Origin of the sequence: Allorhizobium paknamense (assembly GCF_030815125.1) — a bacterium.
GTDB lineage: Bacteria > Pseudomonadota > Alphaproteobacteria > Rhizobiales > Rhizobiaceae > Allorhizobium > Allorhizobium paknamense.
The window spans coordinates 135,153-153,234 of sequence record NZ_JAUSWH010000011.1 but is presented as its reverse complement, the minus strand read 5'-3'; the positions used below and the strand labels follow the sequence as shown (position 1 = coordinate 153,234).

17 protein-coding genes are annotated in these 18,082 nt (G+C 59.2%); all 17 read right to left on the bottom strand.

Features of this window, described 5'->3' with window-relative positions; all coding sequences use genetic code 11:
• Nucleotides 1-2: 2 nt before the first annotated feature.
• A complete protein-coding gene (locus tag QO005_RS16675; protein ID WP_307159194.1) occupies nt 3-755 on the bottom strand; it encodes a flagellar biosynthetic protein FliR in 753 nt (250 codons plus the stop codon).
• Complete coding sequence (gene flhA / locus QO005_RS16670; RefSeq protein WP_307159193.1) at nt 752-2,839, bottom strand: flagellar biosynthesis protein FlhA; 2,088 nt, start codon at nt 2,837-2,839, stop codon at nt 752-754. Before flhA ends, QO005_RS16675 begins: the two co-directional genes overlap by 4 nt.
• Nucleotides 2,840-2,951: 112 nt before the next feature.
• The gene (gene fliQ, locus QO005_RS16665) at nt 2,952-3,218 is read right to left on the bottom strand and encodes a flagellar biosynthesis protein FliQ (protein ID WP_307159192.1); all 267 of its coding nucleotides are present in this window, start codon (nt 3,216-3,218) and stop codon (nt 2,952-2,954) included.
• Between the two features lie 209 nt (nt 3,219-3,427).
• Entirely contained in the window at nt 3,428-3,856 is a 429-nt protein-coding gene (gene flgD / locus QO005_RS16660) for a flagellar hook assembly protein FlgD (protein WP_307159191.1), read from the bottom strand.
• The gene (gene flbT / locus QO005_RS16655) at nt 3,847-4,296 is read right to left on the bottom strand and encodes a flagellar biosynthesis repressor FlbT (RefSeq protein ID WP_307159190.1); all 450 of its coding nucleotides are present in this window, start codon (nt 4,294-4,296) and stop codon (nt 3,847-3,849) included. The genes flgD and flbT overlap by 10 nt, the downstream gene beginning before the upstream one ends.
• The gene (gene flaF / locus QO005_RS16650) at nt 4,293-4,640 is read right to left on the bottom strand and encodes a flagellar biosynthesis regulator FlaF (RefSeq protein ID WP_307159189.1); all 348 of its coding nucleotides are present in this window, start codon (nt 4,638-4,640) and stop codon (nt 4,293-4,295) included. Before flaF ends, flbT begins: the two co-directional genes overlap by 4 nt.
• A 34-nt stretch (nt 4,641-4,674) precedes the next feature.
• The gene (locus tag QO005_RS16645; protein ID WP_307159188.1) at nt 4,675-5,742 is read right to left on the bottom strand and encodes a flagellar hook-associated family protein; all 1,068 of its coding nucleotides are present in this window, start codon (nt 5,740-5,742) and stop codon (nt 4,675-4,677) included.
• Between the two features lie 4 nt (nt 5,743-5,746).
• Nucleotides 5,747-7,201, bottom strand: a complete 1,455-nt coding sequence (gene flgK / locus QO005_RS16640; RefSeq protein WP_307159187.1) for a flagellar hook-associated protein FlgK — start codon at nt 7,199-7,201, stop codon at nt 5,747-5,749.
• Nucleotides 7,202-7,225: 24 nt separating this feature from the next.
• A complete protein-coding gene (locus QO005_RS16635) occupies nt 7,226-8,473 on the bottom strand; it encodes a flagellar hook protein FlgE (RefSeq protein ID WP_307159186.1) in 1,248 nt (415 codons plus the stop codon).
• Between the two features lie 262 nt (nt 8,474-8,735).
• Nucleotides 8,736-9,407, bottom strand: coding sequence for a transcriptional activator Rem (gene rem / locus QO005_RS16630; RefSeq protein WP_307159185.1), 672 nt, complete (start codon nt 9,405-9,407; stop codon nt 8,736-8,738).
• Nucleotides 9,408-9,690: 283 nt separating this feature from the next.
• A complete protein-coding gene (locus QO005_RS16625; RefSeq protein ID WP_307159184.1) occupies nt 9,691-10,275 on the bottom strand; it encodes a transglycosylase SLT domain-containing protein in 585 nt (194 codons plus the stop codon).
• Nucleotides 10,202-11,890, bottom strand: coding sequence for a flagellar hook-length control protein FliK (gene fliK, locus QO005_RS16620; protein ID WP_307159183.1), 1,689 nt, complete (start codon nt 11,888-11,890; stop codon nt 10,202-10,204). Before fliK ends, QO005_RS16625 begins: the two co-directional genes overlap by 74 nt.
• The gene (motC, locus tag QO005_RS16615) at nt 11,890-13,194 is read right to left on the bottom strand and encodes a chemotaxis protein MotC (protein WP_307159182.1); all 1,305 of its coding nucleotides are present in this window, start codon (nt 13,192-13,194) and stop codon (nt 11,890-11,892) included. Before motC ends, fliK begins: the two co-directional genes overlap by 1 nt.
• Before the next feature lie 3 nt (nt 13,195-13,197).
• Nucleotides 13,198-14,559, bottom strand: coding sequence for a MotB family protein (locus QO005_RS16610; protein ID WP_307159181.1), 1,362 nt, complete (start codon nt 14,557-14,559; stop codon nt 13,198-13,200).
• Complete coding sequence (locus QO005_RS16605) at nt 14,556-15,203, bottom strand: hypothetical protein (RefSeq protein WP_307159180.1); 648 nt, start codon at nt 15,201-15,203, stop codon at nt 14,556-14,558. The genes QO005_RS16610 and QO005_RS16605 overlap by 4 nt, the downstream gene beginning before the upstream one ends.
• 595 nt (nt 15,204-15,798) lie before the next feature.
• Nucleotides 15,799-16,761, bottom strand: a complete 963-nt coding sequence (locus QO005_RS16600) for a flagellin N-terminal helical domain-containing protein (protein WP_307159179.1) — start codon at nt 16,759-16,761, stop codon at nt 15,799-15,801.
• A gap of 286 nt (nt 16,762-17,047) precedes the next feature.
• Entirely contained in the window at nt 17,048-18,013 is a 966-nt protein-coding gene (locus tag QO005_RS16595; RefSeq protein ID WP_307159178.1) for a flagellin N-terminal helical domain-containing protein, read from the bottom strand.
• Nucleotides 18,014-18,082: the final 69 nt, after the last annotated feature.

Genomic DNA, 18,082 nt, shown 5'->3' with positions numbered 1-18,082 from the left:
CGTCACCTTCCGAGAAAAATGGGAATGAAGCTATCGGCGAACTGCCGCACCATGGCGCCGATCGACCAGTAGACGAGCAGAAGCCCGCCGGTGATGAGATAGGGCGTGGAGATGTAATAGACCGGAATTTGCGGCGCGAGCTTGTTGACGAGGCCAACGCCGAAATTGAACATGATGCCATAGAGGATGAAGGGGCTCGCCAGCCGAAGCATCAGCACATAGGTCTGGGCCGCCGTATCCGTCATGGTGATCAGCATTTTCTGGCTGTTCGGCAGACCGCCCATCGGCATGACCGCATAGCTTTCGATCAGCGCCCGAAAGACGATGTGGTGAAAATCCATCATGAACAACATCATCAGCCCGCAAAAGCTGATCATGTTGGTCATCTGGTTTTCGCTGCTGTCTTCCAGCACGTCCGGCATCGGCGTCGAGTTGAAGCCGATCATCATGGTGACGATGGAGCCGGCAAATTGCAGTCCCAGCGTGAAAATTCGGGCGATGAGCCCGAAAACCGTGCCGATCAGCGTTTCCGTGGCGATCATCGCGATAAACACCGCCCCGCCCTGCGAAACCTTGGGATAGACCGTGTCCCACAGGATGGGCAGACAGGCGACAGAGACCGCCACCGCCGCAAAAAGCCTGATCTGCACCGGGACGCGCGCCGTTGCAAAGCCGGGCAAGGCCATGAAACAGCCGCCCATGCGGCAAAAGATCAGGAACAGCGCCAGCACCGTTCCCTGTGGGTCGGTGATCATGAGATGGAGCCCAGGATCTTTATCTCGATGCCCTTGGCCAGTTCCACATGGGAGAGCACGGGCAGGGTCGCAAACAGTCGTTCGATGATCATGCGCACATAGGACCGTGTTTCCGGCGACGTGACAAGCACGAAAGGCAGGCCGCGATCCATGAATTCACGGATTACTTTGCTGGCCTGTTCGCTGAACTCTTCGAGCGAGCGCGGATCGATGTCGAATTCGATCACTTCGCCCTTGTTGTCGCGCTTCAGCGCCTGGTGGAAGACGAGGTCCCACTTGCTGCCCAGCCGCAGAACCCTGAGCACGCCGTTATCCGTCAGGTCGCCGCAAAGCTGCTGCGCCATGCGCACGCGCACATGCTCGACGATCTGTTCGGTCTTGCGGACATGCGGCGCAAGCTCGGCCACCGCTTCCAGGATGAGATGCAGGTTGCGGATGGAAACGCGCTCGGCCAGAAGCAGCTTCAGCACCGCCTGCAGGCCGGAATAAGACATGTGCGAGGAGCAGATTTCATCCGCCAGCTTCTTGTATTCCGGATCGAGCCGGTCGATCAGGATCTTCACGTCCTTGTAGGACAGAAGCTGCGGCAGGTTGTTGCGGATGACTTCCGAAAGATGCGTGAGCACCACCGAGACGTTGTCGATCGGGTGGAAGCCTTCGCGCTTCAGATCTTCCGCGAAGGTCTCCATGATCGAAACCGCCGGCATGCCGAAGGCGGGCTCGCGGATCTCGTCACCGGGAATGCGCGGTTTGCGGCCATTGCCGGTCACCACCAGCACTTCGCCGACCCTGAGCGAATTGGAGGCGATGGTCGTGCCGTGAATGCGGATATGATAGGCCTTGTCTGGAATGGAGATATCGTCCGTGACCTTGATTTCCGGTACGACGAAACCGTACTGGCTGGCGAATTTACGCCGCATCTTGCCCACCCGGAAGGCCAACTCCTGATGCGCACCCAGAAGCCGGGTGGAGACGAGCTTGCCGAGCGCCAGTTCGATTTCCGAGGTCTTGAGAACGTTCTTGACGGAATCCTTTTCGGCTTCCTTGGTCTGGGTCACCTGGCTTTCCGCAAGCTGCTGGCGCGCCAGCGACTCGGCGGCCATCTGGCGCGGAATGAACCAGCTGCCGAAGGCCATGACGCTGCCCAGCGCCAGGAAGGGCAGCATGGGCAGGCCGGGCACCAGCGCCAGCAGCATCATCAGACCGGCGGCAACGGACAGCGCGCGCGGATAGCCGCTCAACTGGTCGATCACCGCCTTGTCGGCCGAACCGGAATTGCCGCCGCGCGAGACGAGAAGACCGGCGGCCAGGGAGACGATCAGCGCCGGAATCTGCGAAACCAGACCGTCACCGACGGAAAGCTTGACGAAAACGTCCGCTGCTTCGCCAATCGACATGCCGTGGCGGAAGTAACCGATGATGATGCCGCCGAAAATGTTGATGGCCGTGATGATCAGACCGGCAATGGCGTCACCACGCACGAATTTCGAAGCACCGTCCATGGCGCCGAAGAAGGAGCTTTCCTGCTCCAGTTCGGTGCGGCGGCGGCGGGCCTCCGCCTCGTCGATGCTGCCGGCGGACAGATCGGCGTCGATGGCCATCTGCTTGCCGGGAATGGCATCCAGGGTGAAGCGGGCGCCGACTTCGGCGATACGCGTGGCGCCCTTGGTGATGACGATGAAGTTGACGGTGACCAGGATCGCGAAGACGATCAGACCGATCACGAAATCGCCCGACATGACCAGACCGGCAAAACCGGCAATAACCCCGCCTGCCGCATCATGACCCTGATGGCCATGGGAGAGGATGACGCGCGTCGTCGCAATGTTCAGCGACAATCGCACCATGGTGGAAATCAGCAGAATGGTCGGGAAGGATGAGAAATCCAGCGGCCGCTGGATCCACAGCGCCACCATCAGGATCAGCACGGAGAAGGCGATGGAAAAGGCCAGCCCCATGTCGATCATGAAGGGCGGGATTGGCAGGAAGAGAATGCAGAGGATGACGACAATGCCAAGGGCAAAGCCGACATCGCGGCCGCGATTCGCCATTGTCGGGATCGGTGTTGTCGGTGCCTGCGCCATGTGCCGTTCCATCTCTTCATGAGAAGGGAGGCTGAGAAAATCCTCAGCCTAGTTCAGCACAGCCTTAAGCTTCCAAGCTTGCGTGAAGTTGGATTTGGGAAAGCACAGGAGGTCAGAACCCCGACTGCACACGGGAAAAGACGAGATTGGCGAAGATGGAGATCTGCGCGCCGACGAAAGGGGCGCTGATGCCGACAGCGATCATGATCGCCACGATTTTTGGCACGAAGGTGAGGGTCATTTCCTGCACCTGCGTCAACGCCTGGATGAGCGCGATGGTCAGGCCGACGATCATGGCGGCCAGAACCGCAGGACCGGAGGCCATCAGGATCGTCCAGACGGCGGCCCGCATGATATCCAGAGCATCGGCTTCATTCATGGCACACCTCGGCGGCCTCATGCCGCTTTAGGGTGCTTCCAGGAAAAATGGAGTCCGGTTTTCCGTTCGGAAGCACATAAAAAAAGAGCTGGAGCATCGGACCGAAAAGTAGGAACCGGCTTCACCAAAAAGACAAACGGGGCGGTGAATCACCGCCGCCGTTCTTGGCAAACTCTTAACCCAAAGACCGTGCTTTTTCAAAGCGGGCCTTATGAGCCGCTTGAGAACTCCACGCCGGTCTGCAGATCGACAGTGTTGCCATCGCTGGTCGTCAGCACCACGGAATCGTCGTTGACCTGGACCGAAGAGACCGTGCCGGTGGTCTCGCCATCGGAACTGGTGACGCTGGTGCCGACGAGATCGCCTGCCTTGGTCAGCGCTTCCGAAACCAGCATGCTCTTCAGAAGCGTGTTGGTCTGGATCGCCTGTTCGACCTGCGAGAAGGTCGCCAACTGCGCCACCTGCTCGGAGGCGTCCATGGGATCGGTCGGATCCTGGTTCTGCATCTGCGCGATCAGCAACTGCAGGAAGCTGTCGTAATCCATGGATGCATCGGAGGAATCCGAGGAGGAAGACGCGTTCGCCCAGGGATTGGTGTAGGTCGTCGAGGTCGAACTTGAAACGCTGTCTACCGCCATGGCGCGATTTCCTTGCGGATCTGCTCGATCATCGCAGGCTCGATCTCCTGGCTGTTGAGAATACGGTCCTCGACCGGATACAGTGCCCGGATGGCCTTCAGCGCGTCGAAGGCGCGGCCGGACACCACCATGCCGTCGATCCGCTTCAGCTCGGCCAGCACTTCCTCGTTCTGGAAGCAATTGAGCAGCATGACGATCGACTTGCGGAACATGGCAAGCGTCTGTTCCTTGCCCTCCGGATTGATGAGGATCATCTGCGCGATGAAGTAGAGCTGCTTCAGCGGCGTATTGGCGTCTTCCGGCTGAAGAACATGGTTTTCCAGAAGGAAGGTCACGTCATTCAGGAATTCAAGGGCAACCTTCCGGTCAACACGCAGAACCGCGCCATTGATAAAGATTCTTTCCCCGGATTTGAGCGAGATTCGCAAGGTGCTCTTCATTTAAGTCCATCCCTGATGATGGTGGTTACGTCGATAATGCCCTGGAAGTTGTCGGATTGCCGCTTTCGGATGCGGTCGCATTCCTTCAGGATCCAGATGGCGATTGAGATGAGATTGGCGCGCAGCTCGTCCCCGAGCTGGTTGTCGGGCTGCTTGAGGTCCTCGATGAAGCGGACCCACACCCGCCGTGTGTAATAGATAGCCTCAATGGCGTCCCTCCCATAGCGCTCGGCATCGCGTGCCCGCATCAGAAGGTCGATTGATCGATCGAGGACCTGGCGCTCGCGCTCCTTGGCGTCTGCGACGCCGTCCTCCATGATCTCATTGTAGGAAAACTGGTACATCTAGATTTCCTTCACTCCCACAAACCCTTGATCATCAAAGGTAATCTACGAGGCTCAATTTCTGGAGCCGTGAAGTCAGCGTATAAGACGTCTCGACCAGAGACTGCAGATTGTTGAGACGGGTCGATGCCTCATAGGCATCCACGCCCACCAGATCGTTCAACTGCGTCTCGATAATGTCCTTCTGCGCCGACAATGAATCATTCGCGTTGGTCACCCGTTCCTGCGACAGACCCAGCTGGGTGCGCTCGTCATTGATGCCCGAAATCGCCTTGCCTGTGTATTCGATCGCCTTGCTGGTCAGAGCAGTTCTGGCTTCGGTCGAAAAATTGGCGTTGATCAGCTCGACACCGATAACCGATGCCAGCGCCATGTACCGGAAGCCATCGGCATTGGCGCTGGATGAACTCTGGATCACTTCGCTCTTGCTGATCCGGCTCGTCATCGTATCGTCGGTAGCCTTGGACCAGTTGTCCTGCCAATCGCTCCCAGTATACATCGGTTCCAGAGTATTCTCCAGAAAATCCGTAATGTCATCGGCGCTGATGGTGCTGACCGCGTCATCGCTGGGCGACATCCCGAAACGGGACTGGAAGGCGGCGTCGAAGGCCTGCTTGGCGGCAGACGCATCGCCATTGCTGTCCAATGCCGTATAGGACGTCAGCGGCTGCACATCGGTATTGATGCCCGAGAAGAGATATTCGCCGTTGGACGAGGTGTTCGCCATGTCGGTGAAGGTATCCAGCGCGCTCGTTGCCGTCTGCTTTGCCGTGGTCAGCGTGGTGGCATCGGTATTGTTGCCGAGCGCCACGAAGGTTTCCTGCAATGTCTGGGCAGCAGATGCAATCTGGTCCAGGGCGTTCTGCGAGGAATCCAGCCGCTGCGTTACCAGCGAATTGGTGTCCATGAGCGATTGCAGCCTGAGCGAATCCCGGTTCAGGTTGATGGCGCTGGACGCCTGGCCGCCAATGGCCGTGCCGACATCGGCATATTGGCCAGTGGTGACTTCCTTCTGCGCTTCCACCATCTGGCTCTGCGCGTCCGAGATGGTCAGGCGCATCGCATTCTGAATGGTGAGACTGGAGATATTGGATGTTTTCATGGTCTTACACCGCGTCCATCAATGACTTCAGCATGTCGTCCACTGCCGTGATCAGTTTCGTCGAGGCCTTGTAGGACTGCTCGATATCCAGAAGCCGCGACAGTTCCTCGTCCAGATTGACGCCGGTCTTGTTCTGGTAGGCTTCCGTGGCGCGCTGGGAAAGCGCGGCCTTGTTCTCATTGGCCGAGTCCGAGGTGGAGCGGTAGGCTTCCAGCCAGCCGTTCGAAGCCGAAGCGTAATCCAGCACCGTCGAGCTGTCGCCCAGATCAGCCGCGCTGTCGTAATTCATCTTGTCGTCGAACTTATCGACATAGGATTGCAGCAGCGTCGAATAGCCGCTGTCATCATTGGTGTTCCACTTGTAAGAGGAGCCGTTATAGCCGCCGTCGCGCAGCAAGGTCGGCGTGCCGCCTTCCGAGGTGACATAGGCGGTATTCACCGAAATGGTCTCGGCAATGCCCGGCTGCAGCACACCGTCATCCGGGGTGACCGTATCGCTCCAGACAAACAGGCCCGGCGCCGGATCGCTGCCGGAACTATCCGTGGTCTCGGAAAACATGCTGATCAGCGAGCGCGCCGTTTCATCAAGCTGATCCTGCATCTTCGGCGCGACAACGTCGCGGATCTGCAGATTGGCCTGCAGCGAGCCTTGCGCGCTCGTATTGCCGCCGGAGCCGGCCTTGAGCGGGACCCCGTCGATATAGACGGGATTTCCGGTGCTCGTGGCACCGTAGCCGCTGGTGGCGGTGAAGGTGACGCTGCGCGGCTGCGTTTCGAAGAGAACCGTGCCGTCACTGGTATAGACGGCCATGTCGTTGTTGTCGCGCGTCGTCGTGGAAATGCCGACGATCTTGGAAATATCCGACAGCAGTTTGTCGCGCTGGTCCAGCGCATCATTGGCATTGGCGCCCGTTACCGTTGCCTGGACGACCGCATCGTTGACGGTCTTGAACTGCGAAAGCAGGTCGTTCAGCTTCGCCACATCCGTCTTGATGTTGGCGTCGGCCTGCGCGCGCACCGCCTGTACACCTTCAGACGTGGTGTTGAGCGAGTTGGCGAGATCCTGGGCATTGCTGACCGCCGTCTGGCCAAGAGAGAGTTCGCCCGGCTTCGTGGCGTAGGATTGCAGCGAATCCCGCAGTTTCGTCAGGTAGGTAGAGGGCGCAAGTTCGTAATCATTGCCGCCGAGAAGCGCCTTGAGATTGGTCAGTCCCGTATTCAGCGTATCCTGGCCTTCGGCCTGGGACTGGGCAGACAGCATCTGCTTCTGCATGACGCTGTCTGTCGAGCGCGACGTCGAAAGAATCGTCGCGCCCGTGCTGCTTGTCACCGTAGAGGCATCTCGCCGGACGTAACCCTCCGTCTGAGAGTTGGCAATGTTCTTGGACAGCACCTGCGACTGCATGCTGGTGTTGCTCAAGGCATTCTTTGCCGTATTGAGGGTCGACGAAAGCGACATGACTAGGCCCCTACTTCAATTGGATCAGCGCTTCAGTTCGGTCAGCGTATCGAGCATTTCCGATGCGGTCTGGAAGACCTTGGAGTTTGCCGTGTAGGACCGCTGCGCCACGATCATCTGCGTGAGTTCGTCGGCCAGATCGACGTTGGAGGATTCCAGCGTGTTGGTTTCGATCGAGCCGAAACTGCCGGTATTGGCAAAGCCGACGACGACCGTGCCGGATGCAGCATTCACCTGGTAGGCCGTGCCGTCCACCGTGGTCAGGTTATCCGGGCTCGGAACGGTGGCGAGCGCGATCTTGTAGAGATTGCTGGTGCTGCCATCGCTGTAGGTCGCGACGATATTGCCATCCGAATCGATATCGACGCTGGACACCGAGGCGGCAGCCGCACCGTTCACATCGCCGCCGATGGAGGAATCCGCACCGGTTTGCGTCAGCGACGACAGATCGAGATCGAGCGACAGCGTCGGATCGACGGAGCTGTCGGTGAAGGACAGGGTCGTGGAGCTGGACGAATCGAGTTCGTTGGTGCTCGAATCGAAGGTAATGGTCGTCGAACCCAGCAGGCCGCCGGAATAGGGGAAGCTCGTCTCGTCCGTCGCTTCATCGGTCCGGTAGGCGGAGACTTCCCACTCGTTGTCGGAGGTCTTCGTAAAGTAGATGTCGTACTGAATGGAGTTACCAGCATTGTCATAGGCAATGATGGAGGTCTTGTAGGTGTATTCGCTCGTCGCGGAGTTCGCACTCGCCGTGTCGCCGGTGACGGCCGTGGCGCCGGAATCGAGGTTACCCGTGAGTTCGCCAGAGGTACTGGCCGATGCCGAGACCGAAGTATCCGTGACCTTCACGGGTTCAAGACCATCGAAGCCGTTGATGACCGAGGCGGGCTCGCCATTCTCGTAGGAATAACCCAGCAGCGTATAGCCGGCGGAGTTCACCAGATAGCCATTCTCGTCGACGGTGAAATCACCGGCGCGGGTCAGGAAGACGTTGCCGGACTCGTCCTGCACCACGAAGAAGCCGTCGCCATTGATGGCCAGATCGGTATCGGAAGAGGTCGATTCGTAGGAGCCTTCCTCGGAAATCGTATAGGTCGTGGTAGAGGAAACACCACTGCCTTCACCGGCCGTAACCATGCTGGAAAATTCGGTTTCGCTGCGCTTATAGCCGGTCGTCGAAGAGTTGGAGACGTTATCGCTCACCGAACTCAATTTCGCGGATTGGGCCTTCAGACCAGACACGGCCGCATTCATGCTACCAGTAAGGCTCATAACATGTCCTCTTGTAATTCGTTCTTTGGAGATTAGGGGGTGGGCCTTGCGTGAAGCTGGCTCATAAGCAAGCCTGAAAGAAATGTGCCTCACGCGGCAGCTTTTTCATCACCAGGCAGCACCAGAGCGACTGCCTCACCGCTTTCCGCGGCCCGGGGCTTTAAACCTTTACGTCTTCTCAACGCTTTCAGGTTCATGGGCCTGCGGGCCGACCGGAGACGCAAAGGGCCTGAAAATCCTTCAGGCCCATGGCAATTCGTCGTTAGTTCCAGTCGATGCAGTAGCCGAGGAAGCGCTTGGAATCGACCGGGTCGAAGCCCAGCTTCTTGCGCAGTTTCTTCCTGAGCTTGCTGATGTGGCTTTCCACCACATTCTCTTCGACTTCCTCGTCGAAGATGCCGTAGATCGCGTTGAAGATCTGGGTCTTCGACACGCGCCGTCCACGGTTGGCGACGAGATATTCCAGAATGCGGCGCTCGCGGCGCGGCAGCGGGAAGACGTCACCGTTGATTTCCGGATCCCGGCCATCGGAGAAAACCCGGATGGGGCCGATCTCGGTATAGTTGGCAATGGCCTTCAGGCGACGGCGGATGGCCGCTGCCCGCGCCAGGATTTCCCGCGGATGTACGGGCTTGCGCACCACATCATCCACGCCGCTGTCGAACAGCGCCAGCGTCGCCTCAAGCGACGGCTGGTCGGACACGGCAATCACCGGGGCCGTCGTGCGGTCCCGGATTGCGCGCGGCAGGTCCCCGTTCCGATCTCCCTGCCCCAGCAGGAAAGCCTCGACCGCCGCAATGTCCTGTTCGGCCGCCGAAGCGACCCATTCTCCGAATTCGGCCGGGTCGAACCCGGTCGAAGGTATGCCTTCGCGTCCAAACAAGGACGTGTACCCATCTTTAACGAGCTCGCGCTCATCAACCACTACGATCATTCGTCCGCCTCCGAATCAGTGTGGTGTTTCAACAACCCATGGGTACGAATCGGAGGAGTCAGCGACAACTACTGAAAGTTAATGATAGGTATTAATAGTTGATTAACCATGATGAGCTGATTTGCACTAGATATAGTGTTCACAGCCCGAAAGACCCACAAATTTTCCGTGGAAAAAGTTAACGCAAGGCGAGGTCACGTCTTGCCTTCGCCGCTACGGATCCGATGTTGCGCACATTCTAAATCGGGCGATAGCGCGGCGGTAAATAAACTATAGGTTGTATTTATTGACAGAAATTCCAGGCGGTCGGCGTCCAGTTTCCATAGCCTGTCGCCACCAGATTGGCGATCACCCGGCAGACATATTGCTTCTGGGCCGGATTGTTATTGGGCCCGGCATGGTATCTGGCGACCGCCATGGTCCAGGTTTCATGACGCTGGTGCAGTGCCAGCAGGAAGCGTGCGGCGTAGTCGACATTGCGATGCGGCTCGAACATATCCTCCACGCTCTGAAAGGCCTCGCCATGGAAATAGTGATTGATCTGCATGCAGCCGACATCGATGAGCTTTGCCCCGCCCTGCTTCGCCTTCTGGAAGAGCTGCATGGCCTCGCCCATATTATCGGCAAACAGCGCCTTGCCCTCGACATTGAGCGCGAAGGGCTGCAGCGATCCCTTTCGCCCGGTTTCCGTCAGGCCGACAGAGTAGAGAATGCCTTCCGGAATGCCATATTTGGCGGCTGCGATGCGGATTTCACGCTCGCAGCTGCCCGCAGGGGCAGAGGCCTCAGCCCTCTCACAGGTAAAGATCAGAAGAGATGCCAGTGCTGCTGCCGCTCGCGCTGCCCGTCTCACCGGAGACAACGTCATCCAGCCTTCCTCCCGTTGTCCAATCATAGGCCGCGCCCTGCTGCTGGGCATTGCGGCTGCCATTCTGCCCCGAAGAGCCGCCCTGCATGGTCTGCTGGCCGCTTGACTGGTTTTGATTCTGATTCTGGTTGTTGGTCTGGCTGCTGTCACTGCTGCGATCCACAGGCGCCAGGCTGATCTGCACCTGATCCACCGAGAAGCCCTGGGATTTCAGCGTGTTGACGATATCGCTCTGATCCTCGTGCAATTGACGATAGGCGGCTGCCGTTTCCACCACGAGGCTGACGCTCAACTGGCCCCCCGTCAGCTTCATCGTGGCTGTGACCGTGCCGAGGCTTTCCGGGGTCATCTTGATCTTCAGCGTGTTCAAGGTGCGGTCCGTAGCCGTCTCGGAGGCCAGGGCATGGGTGGCATCCGTTCTGGCGGTGGACGTCTGGTGGCTATCCCCCAGCAATGCGGCGGCAATCCGTGCGCCATTGCTGGTATTTTCAGGCGCAATCAGCCGCTGTGAGCTCAAGACGGCGAGATTGATGGAGGATGAGCCGTCATCCAGCAGCGTGGTGTCGCTGAGGCTGGTGGTGGAACTATCCGTTGCCGCATCCAGGGTGCTGGTCTTTGACGCTGACACAAGGCTCAGCGCATCCGCGGCGCTGTCGCCCGATGCGCTCTCCGTTGTGGATGCAGCATCGGTCTCAGTCCCTGCCGTCGTTGTCTGCGCGACCTTGGAGACCGTGGCCAGGGTCTGGTTTGGCAGTGTCTGATTTGCCTGCACCGTGACGGTCTGGCTATTGGCCGTCTGGGCGGCTAGCGCCTGCGGAGGCGCCGAAAGCTCTGTCAGAAGCGAAAGTGCATCCTGGGTATTCGCCGAGGTGGCCGTCGCTGCATCATCCTGCGTCGCCGCCGCCTTGTCCTTGTCTCCAACACCGGCGAGATCGCCACTGGCAGCCGTTACGGTCTGCTGCACTGTCGCGGTCGTTGCTTCCGCTCCAACCTGAGGCGCCGCGATGGCATTGGTCAAGGTCGCCAACTGGCTGGCCTGGGTCTTGGCAATGTTCTGGGTGGAATCCTCAGCGCCTGTCTGCTGCGGCACGGCCACGGTCTGAGCGCCAGCCGGCTGCTCCGTCTGAACCCCATCCTGGCTGGCCAGATCCTTCTGGAGCAGATCGTCGGCGATGGCTGCCCGGGTAATCAGTTTTTGCACGACCTCGACGGAATCCGTGCCCGAAGCCGTCCCGGTGGTATCGGAGGCGGACGCCGATGCGGCGGTATCGGCCTGATCATCCTCAGTGCTGGCCGAGCCGTTCTGGTCGTTGCTATCCGTCGTATCGTCGTCTTTCCGGCTTACCTTGCCGGTGTCGCTCTTCGTGGGCGCGACATCCCGATCCGAAGCGGTGGCCTGGGCGTCATCACTGTCGCCGCTGTCGTCGTCGGTCTCGGCGCGCACGCTCTTCGGATCGTCGTCATCGGTTTCATGAGTGCGGTCGCTTGCCGTTTGCGACTGGCGCAGGGCCGACAGAAAACCGTCATCCTCTGTGGTTTTATCAGGGTTGCGGGAGGCGGCATAAGTGGCCGCCGCAAGACTGGACGCAGAGCCGATCGAAATTGCATTCCCCATCAGTTTACCCCCTCCCCTTTCAGAAGTTTATCGATTGCCTCAAGCTTTGCCCTGCCGTCACTGACGAAGCCGCTGAAGGCGGCATCGCTGGGATCGGTCTTTTGCGGCATCGCCTCAGCGGCCTGCTGCGAGGCCGGTGCTACGGGCTGAACAGGCGCGGAGACAGCTTTGCCGGCCGGATCCTGTTGCTGCAGGCTGTCGGATGGCGTCACGGCCATGGTGGGCGGCGGCGCTTCATTGGCGGCAACGGGTGGTGCGGTGGGCAGGCGCACGATTTCCTGCGCAATGGCGCGTGCCGCGTTCAGCAAGGCCCGGTCGGACTGGTTCAATTGATCCTCAGGAAGGCTCGCCATGCTGTTCAGGGCGTTTTGAACGTCCTCGGTGGGCAGCCTTGCCACGCCGCCATAGAGCAGAGCCTGCGGATCTCCTCCACCCGGCAGGCCGCTCAACTGATTGGCACGGTCCGCCGCCTGGGCCGCCAATGCAACCTTACCGCCAATTGCGGCCTTGCGGGCGATCCGCAGATAGACTTCCTTTTGCCGGGCCGAATCCATGGCGGCAACGGTTTCCAGTACGGCCGTCTGGTCCAGCTTGTCGTCATGATCGACGACGAGCTGGACAAAGAGGTCTACGAACTGGCTGGCATAGGGCGAATAGAGAAAGCGGCGCGCATAGCGGTTGGCATAGCCCAGCGCAGGTTCGATCTTGCCGGTATCCAGCGCAATCGACAGCGAACGGCGCAGCGCCGCCTCCTCGACAATGGTGCCGGGCGCCGTCAGCCGTGCCCAATCGTAATAGTTCAACGCCTTGGCCGGATCCTTGGCAATGGTGACATTGCCCGCCACCAGCGCCAGATAGGGAGCAAGACGGCTGTTTTTATACACCGGCAACAGATCGGCGATGGAGCCCATCATCAGCACGCCCTTGCCGGCGAGATATTTGCGCAGCACATCGGTGACACGGTTGTCGAAATGACCATTGATGTCGCGCGCCACCAGATAGTCCAGCGTGGCGGGATTGCCGCCGCTCATGGCATAGAGCAAGGCCGCATCGACATTGCGCGGGTCCTCGAAGGTATCGGCGGTGGCATTGCGCAGCCGCTTGTCCAGCCGCGACAGCACGAAGCGCTGCATTTCGCTGGCGGAATGATCGCCCTGCACCACCAGATCCTGCACATATTCAAGCGAACGCATCATCAGGTAGGGCGGCAGGCGCTCATCTTCCTGCGCCTCGGCAACAGAGGCCGTGCCGGCAAGCGCCAGCAACAGCAAAGCCCGATGAATGAGATCACGGCCAGAACGCATGGCTTATCCTTCGCCGCCCTGTATGAGGATTTCAATACGGCGATTGGCGTCGGCCAGCGGATCTTCAGGCTTCAGCAGCCTGCGATCGGCAAAACCGGAGACCTGCTTGATCCGGCTTTCGTCCAGCCCGCCCCGCACCAGCATGTAATAGGCGGCATGGGCGCGCGACATCGACAGGCCCCAATTGTCCTTGTCCGCACCGCGATAGGGCCTGCCATCGGTGTGACCGCGAATGATCACCGCACCCTTGCGTTCGGCCAGCAACTTGCCGATCTTTTCCATGGTCAGCACCATTTCGCGACGCGGCAATGCCGATCCGATATCGAACATCGGCTGGTTGCTCTGATCCGTCAGCGTCACCAGCAAACCGCCTTCGGCGGGGGTTACGATCAGCCCTTCCGCCAGCTTGCCGGCAACGCCGGAAATGCTGGCCTCGATCTCGCTCTTCAGGGCATCCGCCTGTTTCTGGGTCGCCTGCTGCTGGCTTGCATCCTCAGACTTGCCATCTGTGGCCTTCCCGTCGGTGGCCCTCCCGTCAGTGGCCTTGGCATCCATGACCTTGGCGTCACTCTGATTATCCTGCGTCTTGGCCGAGGCCGGGGTATCGGGCCTCGGTTTCGGCACGGCCATAGCCACCTGCTGCTCGCTGGGCACCGGCGGTTCGGCGGTCTCTGCCCGCTGCACCGTGCCATCCGCCTTGAATTCGAAAGGAGATGGCGGCGGAGACTGCTGCTCGGCACCAGCCACAGGCTCGGAATTGTCCTGCTGCTTTGCCTGCTGGCTTTGCGGGGCCTTGACCTGCTTGCTCCAGAAATCCGGATCGAAGGGGTCTCGATAGGCTTCCCCGCCGGAAGCGCCGGTTGAAGGACCGGAATCGTTTGCTCCGCCCTCGCCCTTGGCGCTGACATTGGCCTGCTGACCGACCTCCTGGGCAATTTCCGCCAGAACCGAATAGGGATTTTCAAAGAGATCGGCTTCGGAATAAAGCGGCTTGTCGCCCGATGTCGAGGTCATGTCCTCGCCGGTCGCGGCGGCCTTGCCCACGGTCTCGTCCTGCTCCTTGATCTTGGAGCGTTCCTTCTGCTCTTCGCCCTCGGCCTGGTCCACTGGCTTTTTCACGCCCTTGGCCGTTGGTTTTTCATCCGCAAGCTTGATCGGGTTGAAATAGCTCGCCACCGACGCCTTGGTCTGTTCGTTGGCGGCATTGACCAGCCACATGACGAGAAAGAACGCCATCATGGCCGTCATGAAGTCGGCATAGGCGATCTTCCACGCGCCGCCGTGATGGCCATCGTGATCGCCGCCGGCATGCCGCTTGATGATGATCTCATTCTTGCCGTGATGATGGTTTTCGGCGTCGCTCATTCCAGAACTTTCTTCAGGCTGGCCGTCCATGCGGAAATGCGGGTGACGAGCGCTGTCTCTTCAATATCCACCGACAGATCGAGATCTTCGGTTTCGATGTGACGCAGCAGCGCCTGTTGCTCCGGCAGGAGGCCTTGCAGGATTTCGAAGAGACGGCGCGGGCCGCGCACGGTGACGTGACCGGCCTCCCCTTCGAGGATGGCTGACCGGATGAGCGCGGCGAGATCCACCACCGCCTTTTCCGTCAACAGATCGGACACCACCGGCGCCAGGGCAGCGACCGCCTGCTCACCCACCGAAGCGGCCAGCGCGGACGCAATTTTCGTGAGGCCCGCCTGGATCGCCTGCGACAGCATCTGATTGTACCGCTCCTCCAGCGCTGCCATGGCCTCACGGTGCGCCGTCTCCATCGCTTCGCTTTCGCGCGCATGGGCTTCAATCAATTCCTGCCTCGCCGCCCCATAGCCCTCTTCATAGGCCTGACGGCGTTCCTGCTCGATATCGACAGGATCCGGCTCCGGCAATCCCAGCATCGGCATGTCATCATCGAGCCCGGACGGCTCAAACGCCAGGTCATCCAGGACGAGCGCCGGCGGTTCCGGGGCTGAAAAATCCTTCAGATAGCGGGCAAGCGTCATGCTCATCGCGGGATTTCCCTGTCAAAAGGCGGCTCAGACGAAGTTATGGCGCCCAGATTGATCACGTTACCTCTCCGGTATCGGGAAGCATGGCTCACCGCCGCATTCACCCCCACCGAATCTTGCCATTGGCCGGGACGGCGCAGAAAGCGCCCTTCCAAGGATGGCAGTCTCCGAAACTAGGCACGCAAACTTGCGCGAGGATGATTTGAAAGCCGTAAATTTTCCGAGAAGACAGCAGACCGTGTCGAAAGGAGCCTTGCGCCAAAACGGGTCGCAAACCTAAACCATTTGCCGAAAAAGCGTTGGACCGCGCCAGGGCAGTTGCGCGGTCCAACAGTTCCACCAGATGCCGATGACCGGCGGCATGGCAGAATTTCCAAATGAAACTTGCCGTATTTGCTGCGCATTCCGCCGCATTACAGCGCCGTGCGTTTTATCAAACACACAAAGGACGCTGAAACACATTAGATCTGCTGCAGGATGCGTCTGTCTGCCCCATAAAAGCGGCCCCCGGCCAGATTTCTGCTTTCGTTTGTCTTCCAGGGAAAATTCCGGTTTTCCCTGACAAACTCCAGCCGGAAGCCTTGAAAGCAAAGCCTTACTGGAAGAGCTTGAGAATGCTTTCGGCGTTGGTATTGGCGATGGACAGCGACTGGATACCGAGCTGCTGCTGCGTCTGCAGCGCCTTGATCTTGGTCGACTCTTCGTTCATGTCCGCATCCACCAGACGGCCGACGCCCTTCTCGATAGTGTCGCTGAGATCGGCCACGAAGTTGTTCTGCATTTCAATACGGCTGCTGATGGCGCCGAGCGTCGATGCCGAATCGGTCAGCGTCTGGAGCATGGTGTCGACGGCCGAGATCATGCCATCCAGCTCGCTGTCGCTCATCGAAGTGGTCAGGGCGATTTCCGTGCCGGATGCCGTGGTGGTGGAATCGGCGTTGAGAAGATAATAGGTGCCGGTGGTCGTCGTCGTACCGGATGCATAGGTAACCGCGGTATCGCGCGTCAAAATGCCCCGGTTTGCATCGTCGGTATCGATCAGGACCGATTCGCTGGTATCAAATTTCAGCGTGGTCACTGAAACGGATCCGTCGCTGGCGCGGTTGAAGGAGCCGACCATTTCCTTGACGCCGGGCGCAGTGGTCGAGGCATTATAGAGCCAGTTTTCGCCGGAGAAGGACGCTGATTCGGAAATGGATTTGAGCTGGTTCTTCAGCTCCGAGAGTTCCTGATTGATCTTTTCCTTGTCAACACCAGGTTCACGGGCAGCGACCAGCTTGCTCTTGATGTCGCTGACCACGTCGACCGCCGATTCGAGACCCGTATAGGCCGTATCGGCCTTGGAGGCACCGAGGCCCAAGGCGTCCTGAACGGTCTGAAGCGCCTTGTTGTCGGAGCGCATCGTGGTGGCAATCGACCAGTAGGCGGCGTTATCGGCTGCGGTCTCCACCTTGTAGCCCGATGAGATACGGGCCTGGGTGGTTTGCATGTTCTGGTCGATCGAACGGAGGGTCTGAAGCGCCGCCATTGCGGCGGTGTTGGTCATGATACTGGTCATTAGATGCCCCATCTAGGTTACGGGACATGCCGGATTGATAAGGAGAACCGGCAACGCTGGTTTGCTTCATGCAGTCCGGCCACATTCTTGCCCTGGCGGCCAGCCCAGCGTTTACTTTACGTTAACCTAAACCGGAGTGGTTAACAAATCGTTAACGCCGTTAGGAACTTTTTAAACTCTGTAAACCAAACATGAATTTTTTCAAGCGTCGCGTGTAGAGAAACGGAAAAAGCCGCAGCATCCGCTGCGGCCTTTCGAAGCTCTTGAAAGATAGGAAGTGGAAGCCTTAGCCGCCCTGGAAGAGCGACAGGATCGACTGCGAGTTGGAGTTGGCGATCGACAGAGACTGGATACCCAGCTGCTGCTGCGTCTGCAGCGCCTTGAGCTTGGTCGATTCCTCGTTCATGTCGGCATCCACCAGGCGGCCCACGCCGGTGTCGATGGCATCGCTCAGGTCGGCCACGAAGGCGTCCTGCATCTTCAGGCGCGACGTGGTGGCGCCGAGGGTAGACGCGGCATCGGTCATGTTTTGCAGCATCTTGTCGACCGACGCAATCATGCCGTCGATATCATTATCGGTAGTGGTGGAAGACAGGGTGACTTCCGTACCGGTACCCGTGCCTGCGGTCGAAGAGATCAGGTAATAGGTCCCGGTTGTTGTCGTCGTGCCGCTGGAGTAGGTGGCAGATGTACCAGCCGTCAACAGACCACCGGACGCTGCTGCGTCATTCACGAGGATCGAGCTGCTTGTGTCGAACGAGATCGTCTTGACGGAAACGTTGCCATCCGAGCCACGCACGAAGGAGCCAACCATTTCCTGCGTGGTGCCGGAGCCGACGCTGTCGTCATAGAGCCAGTTTTCACCGTTGAAGGAAGCCGACTTGGAAATCGAAGAGAGCTGATTCTTCAACTCGGTCAGTTCCTTGTTGATCTTTTCCTTGTCAACGCCCGGTTCGCGAGCGGCAACCAGCTTGGCCTTGATGTCGGATACGACGTCGATGGCCGATTCCATCCCGGTATAAGCCGTGTCTGTTTTTGCGGAGCCGAGACCTATCGCGTCCTGAACGGCGCCGAGCGCCTTGTTGTCCGAACGCATGGTGGTGGCAATCGACCAGTAAGCCGCGTTGTCGGAAGCCTTTTCAACCTTGTAGCCGGAAGAGATGCGGCTCTGCGTCGTATTCATTTCATCTGCGATGCTGCGCAGGGTGTTCAAGGCTGCAATGGCTGCGTTATTGGTCAGCAAGCTCGTCATAGGGTGCCCCTTAAGGTCTTTGAATAGCCGGGACAGGCCGGATTGAACCGGCAACATTGGTCAGCTTCA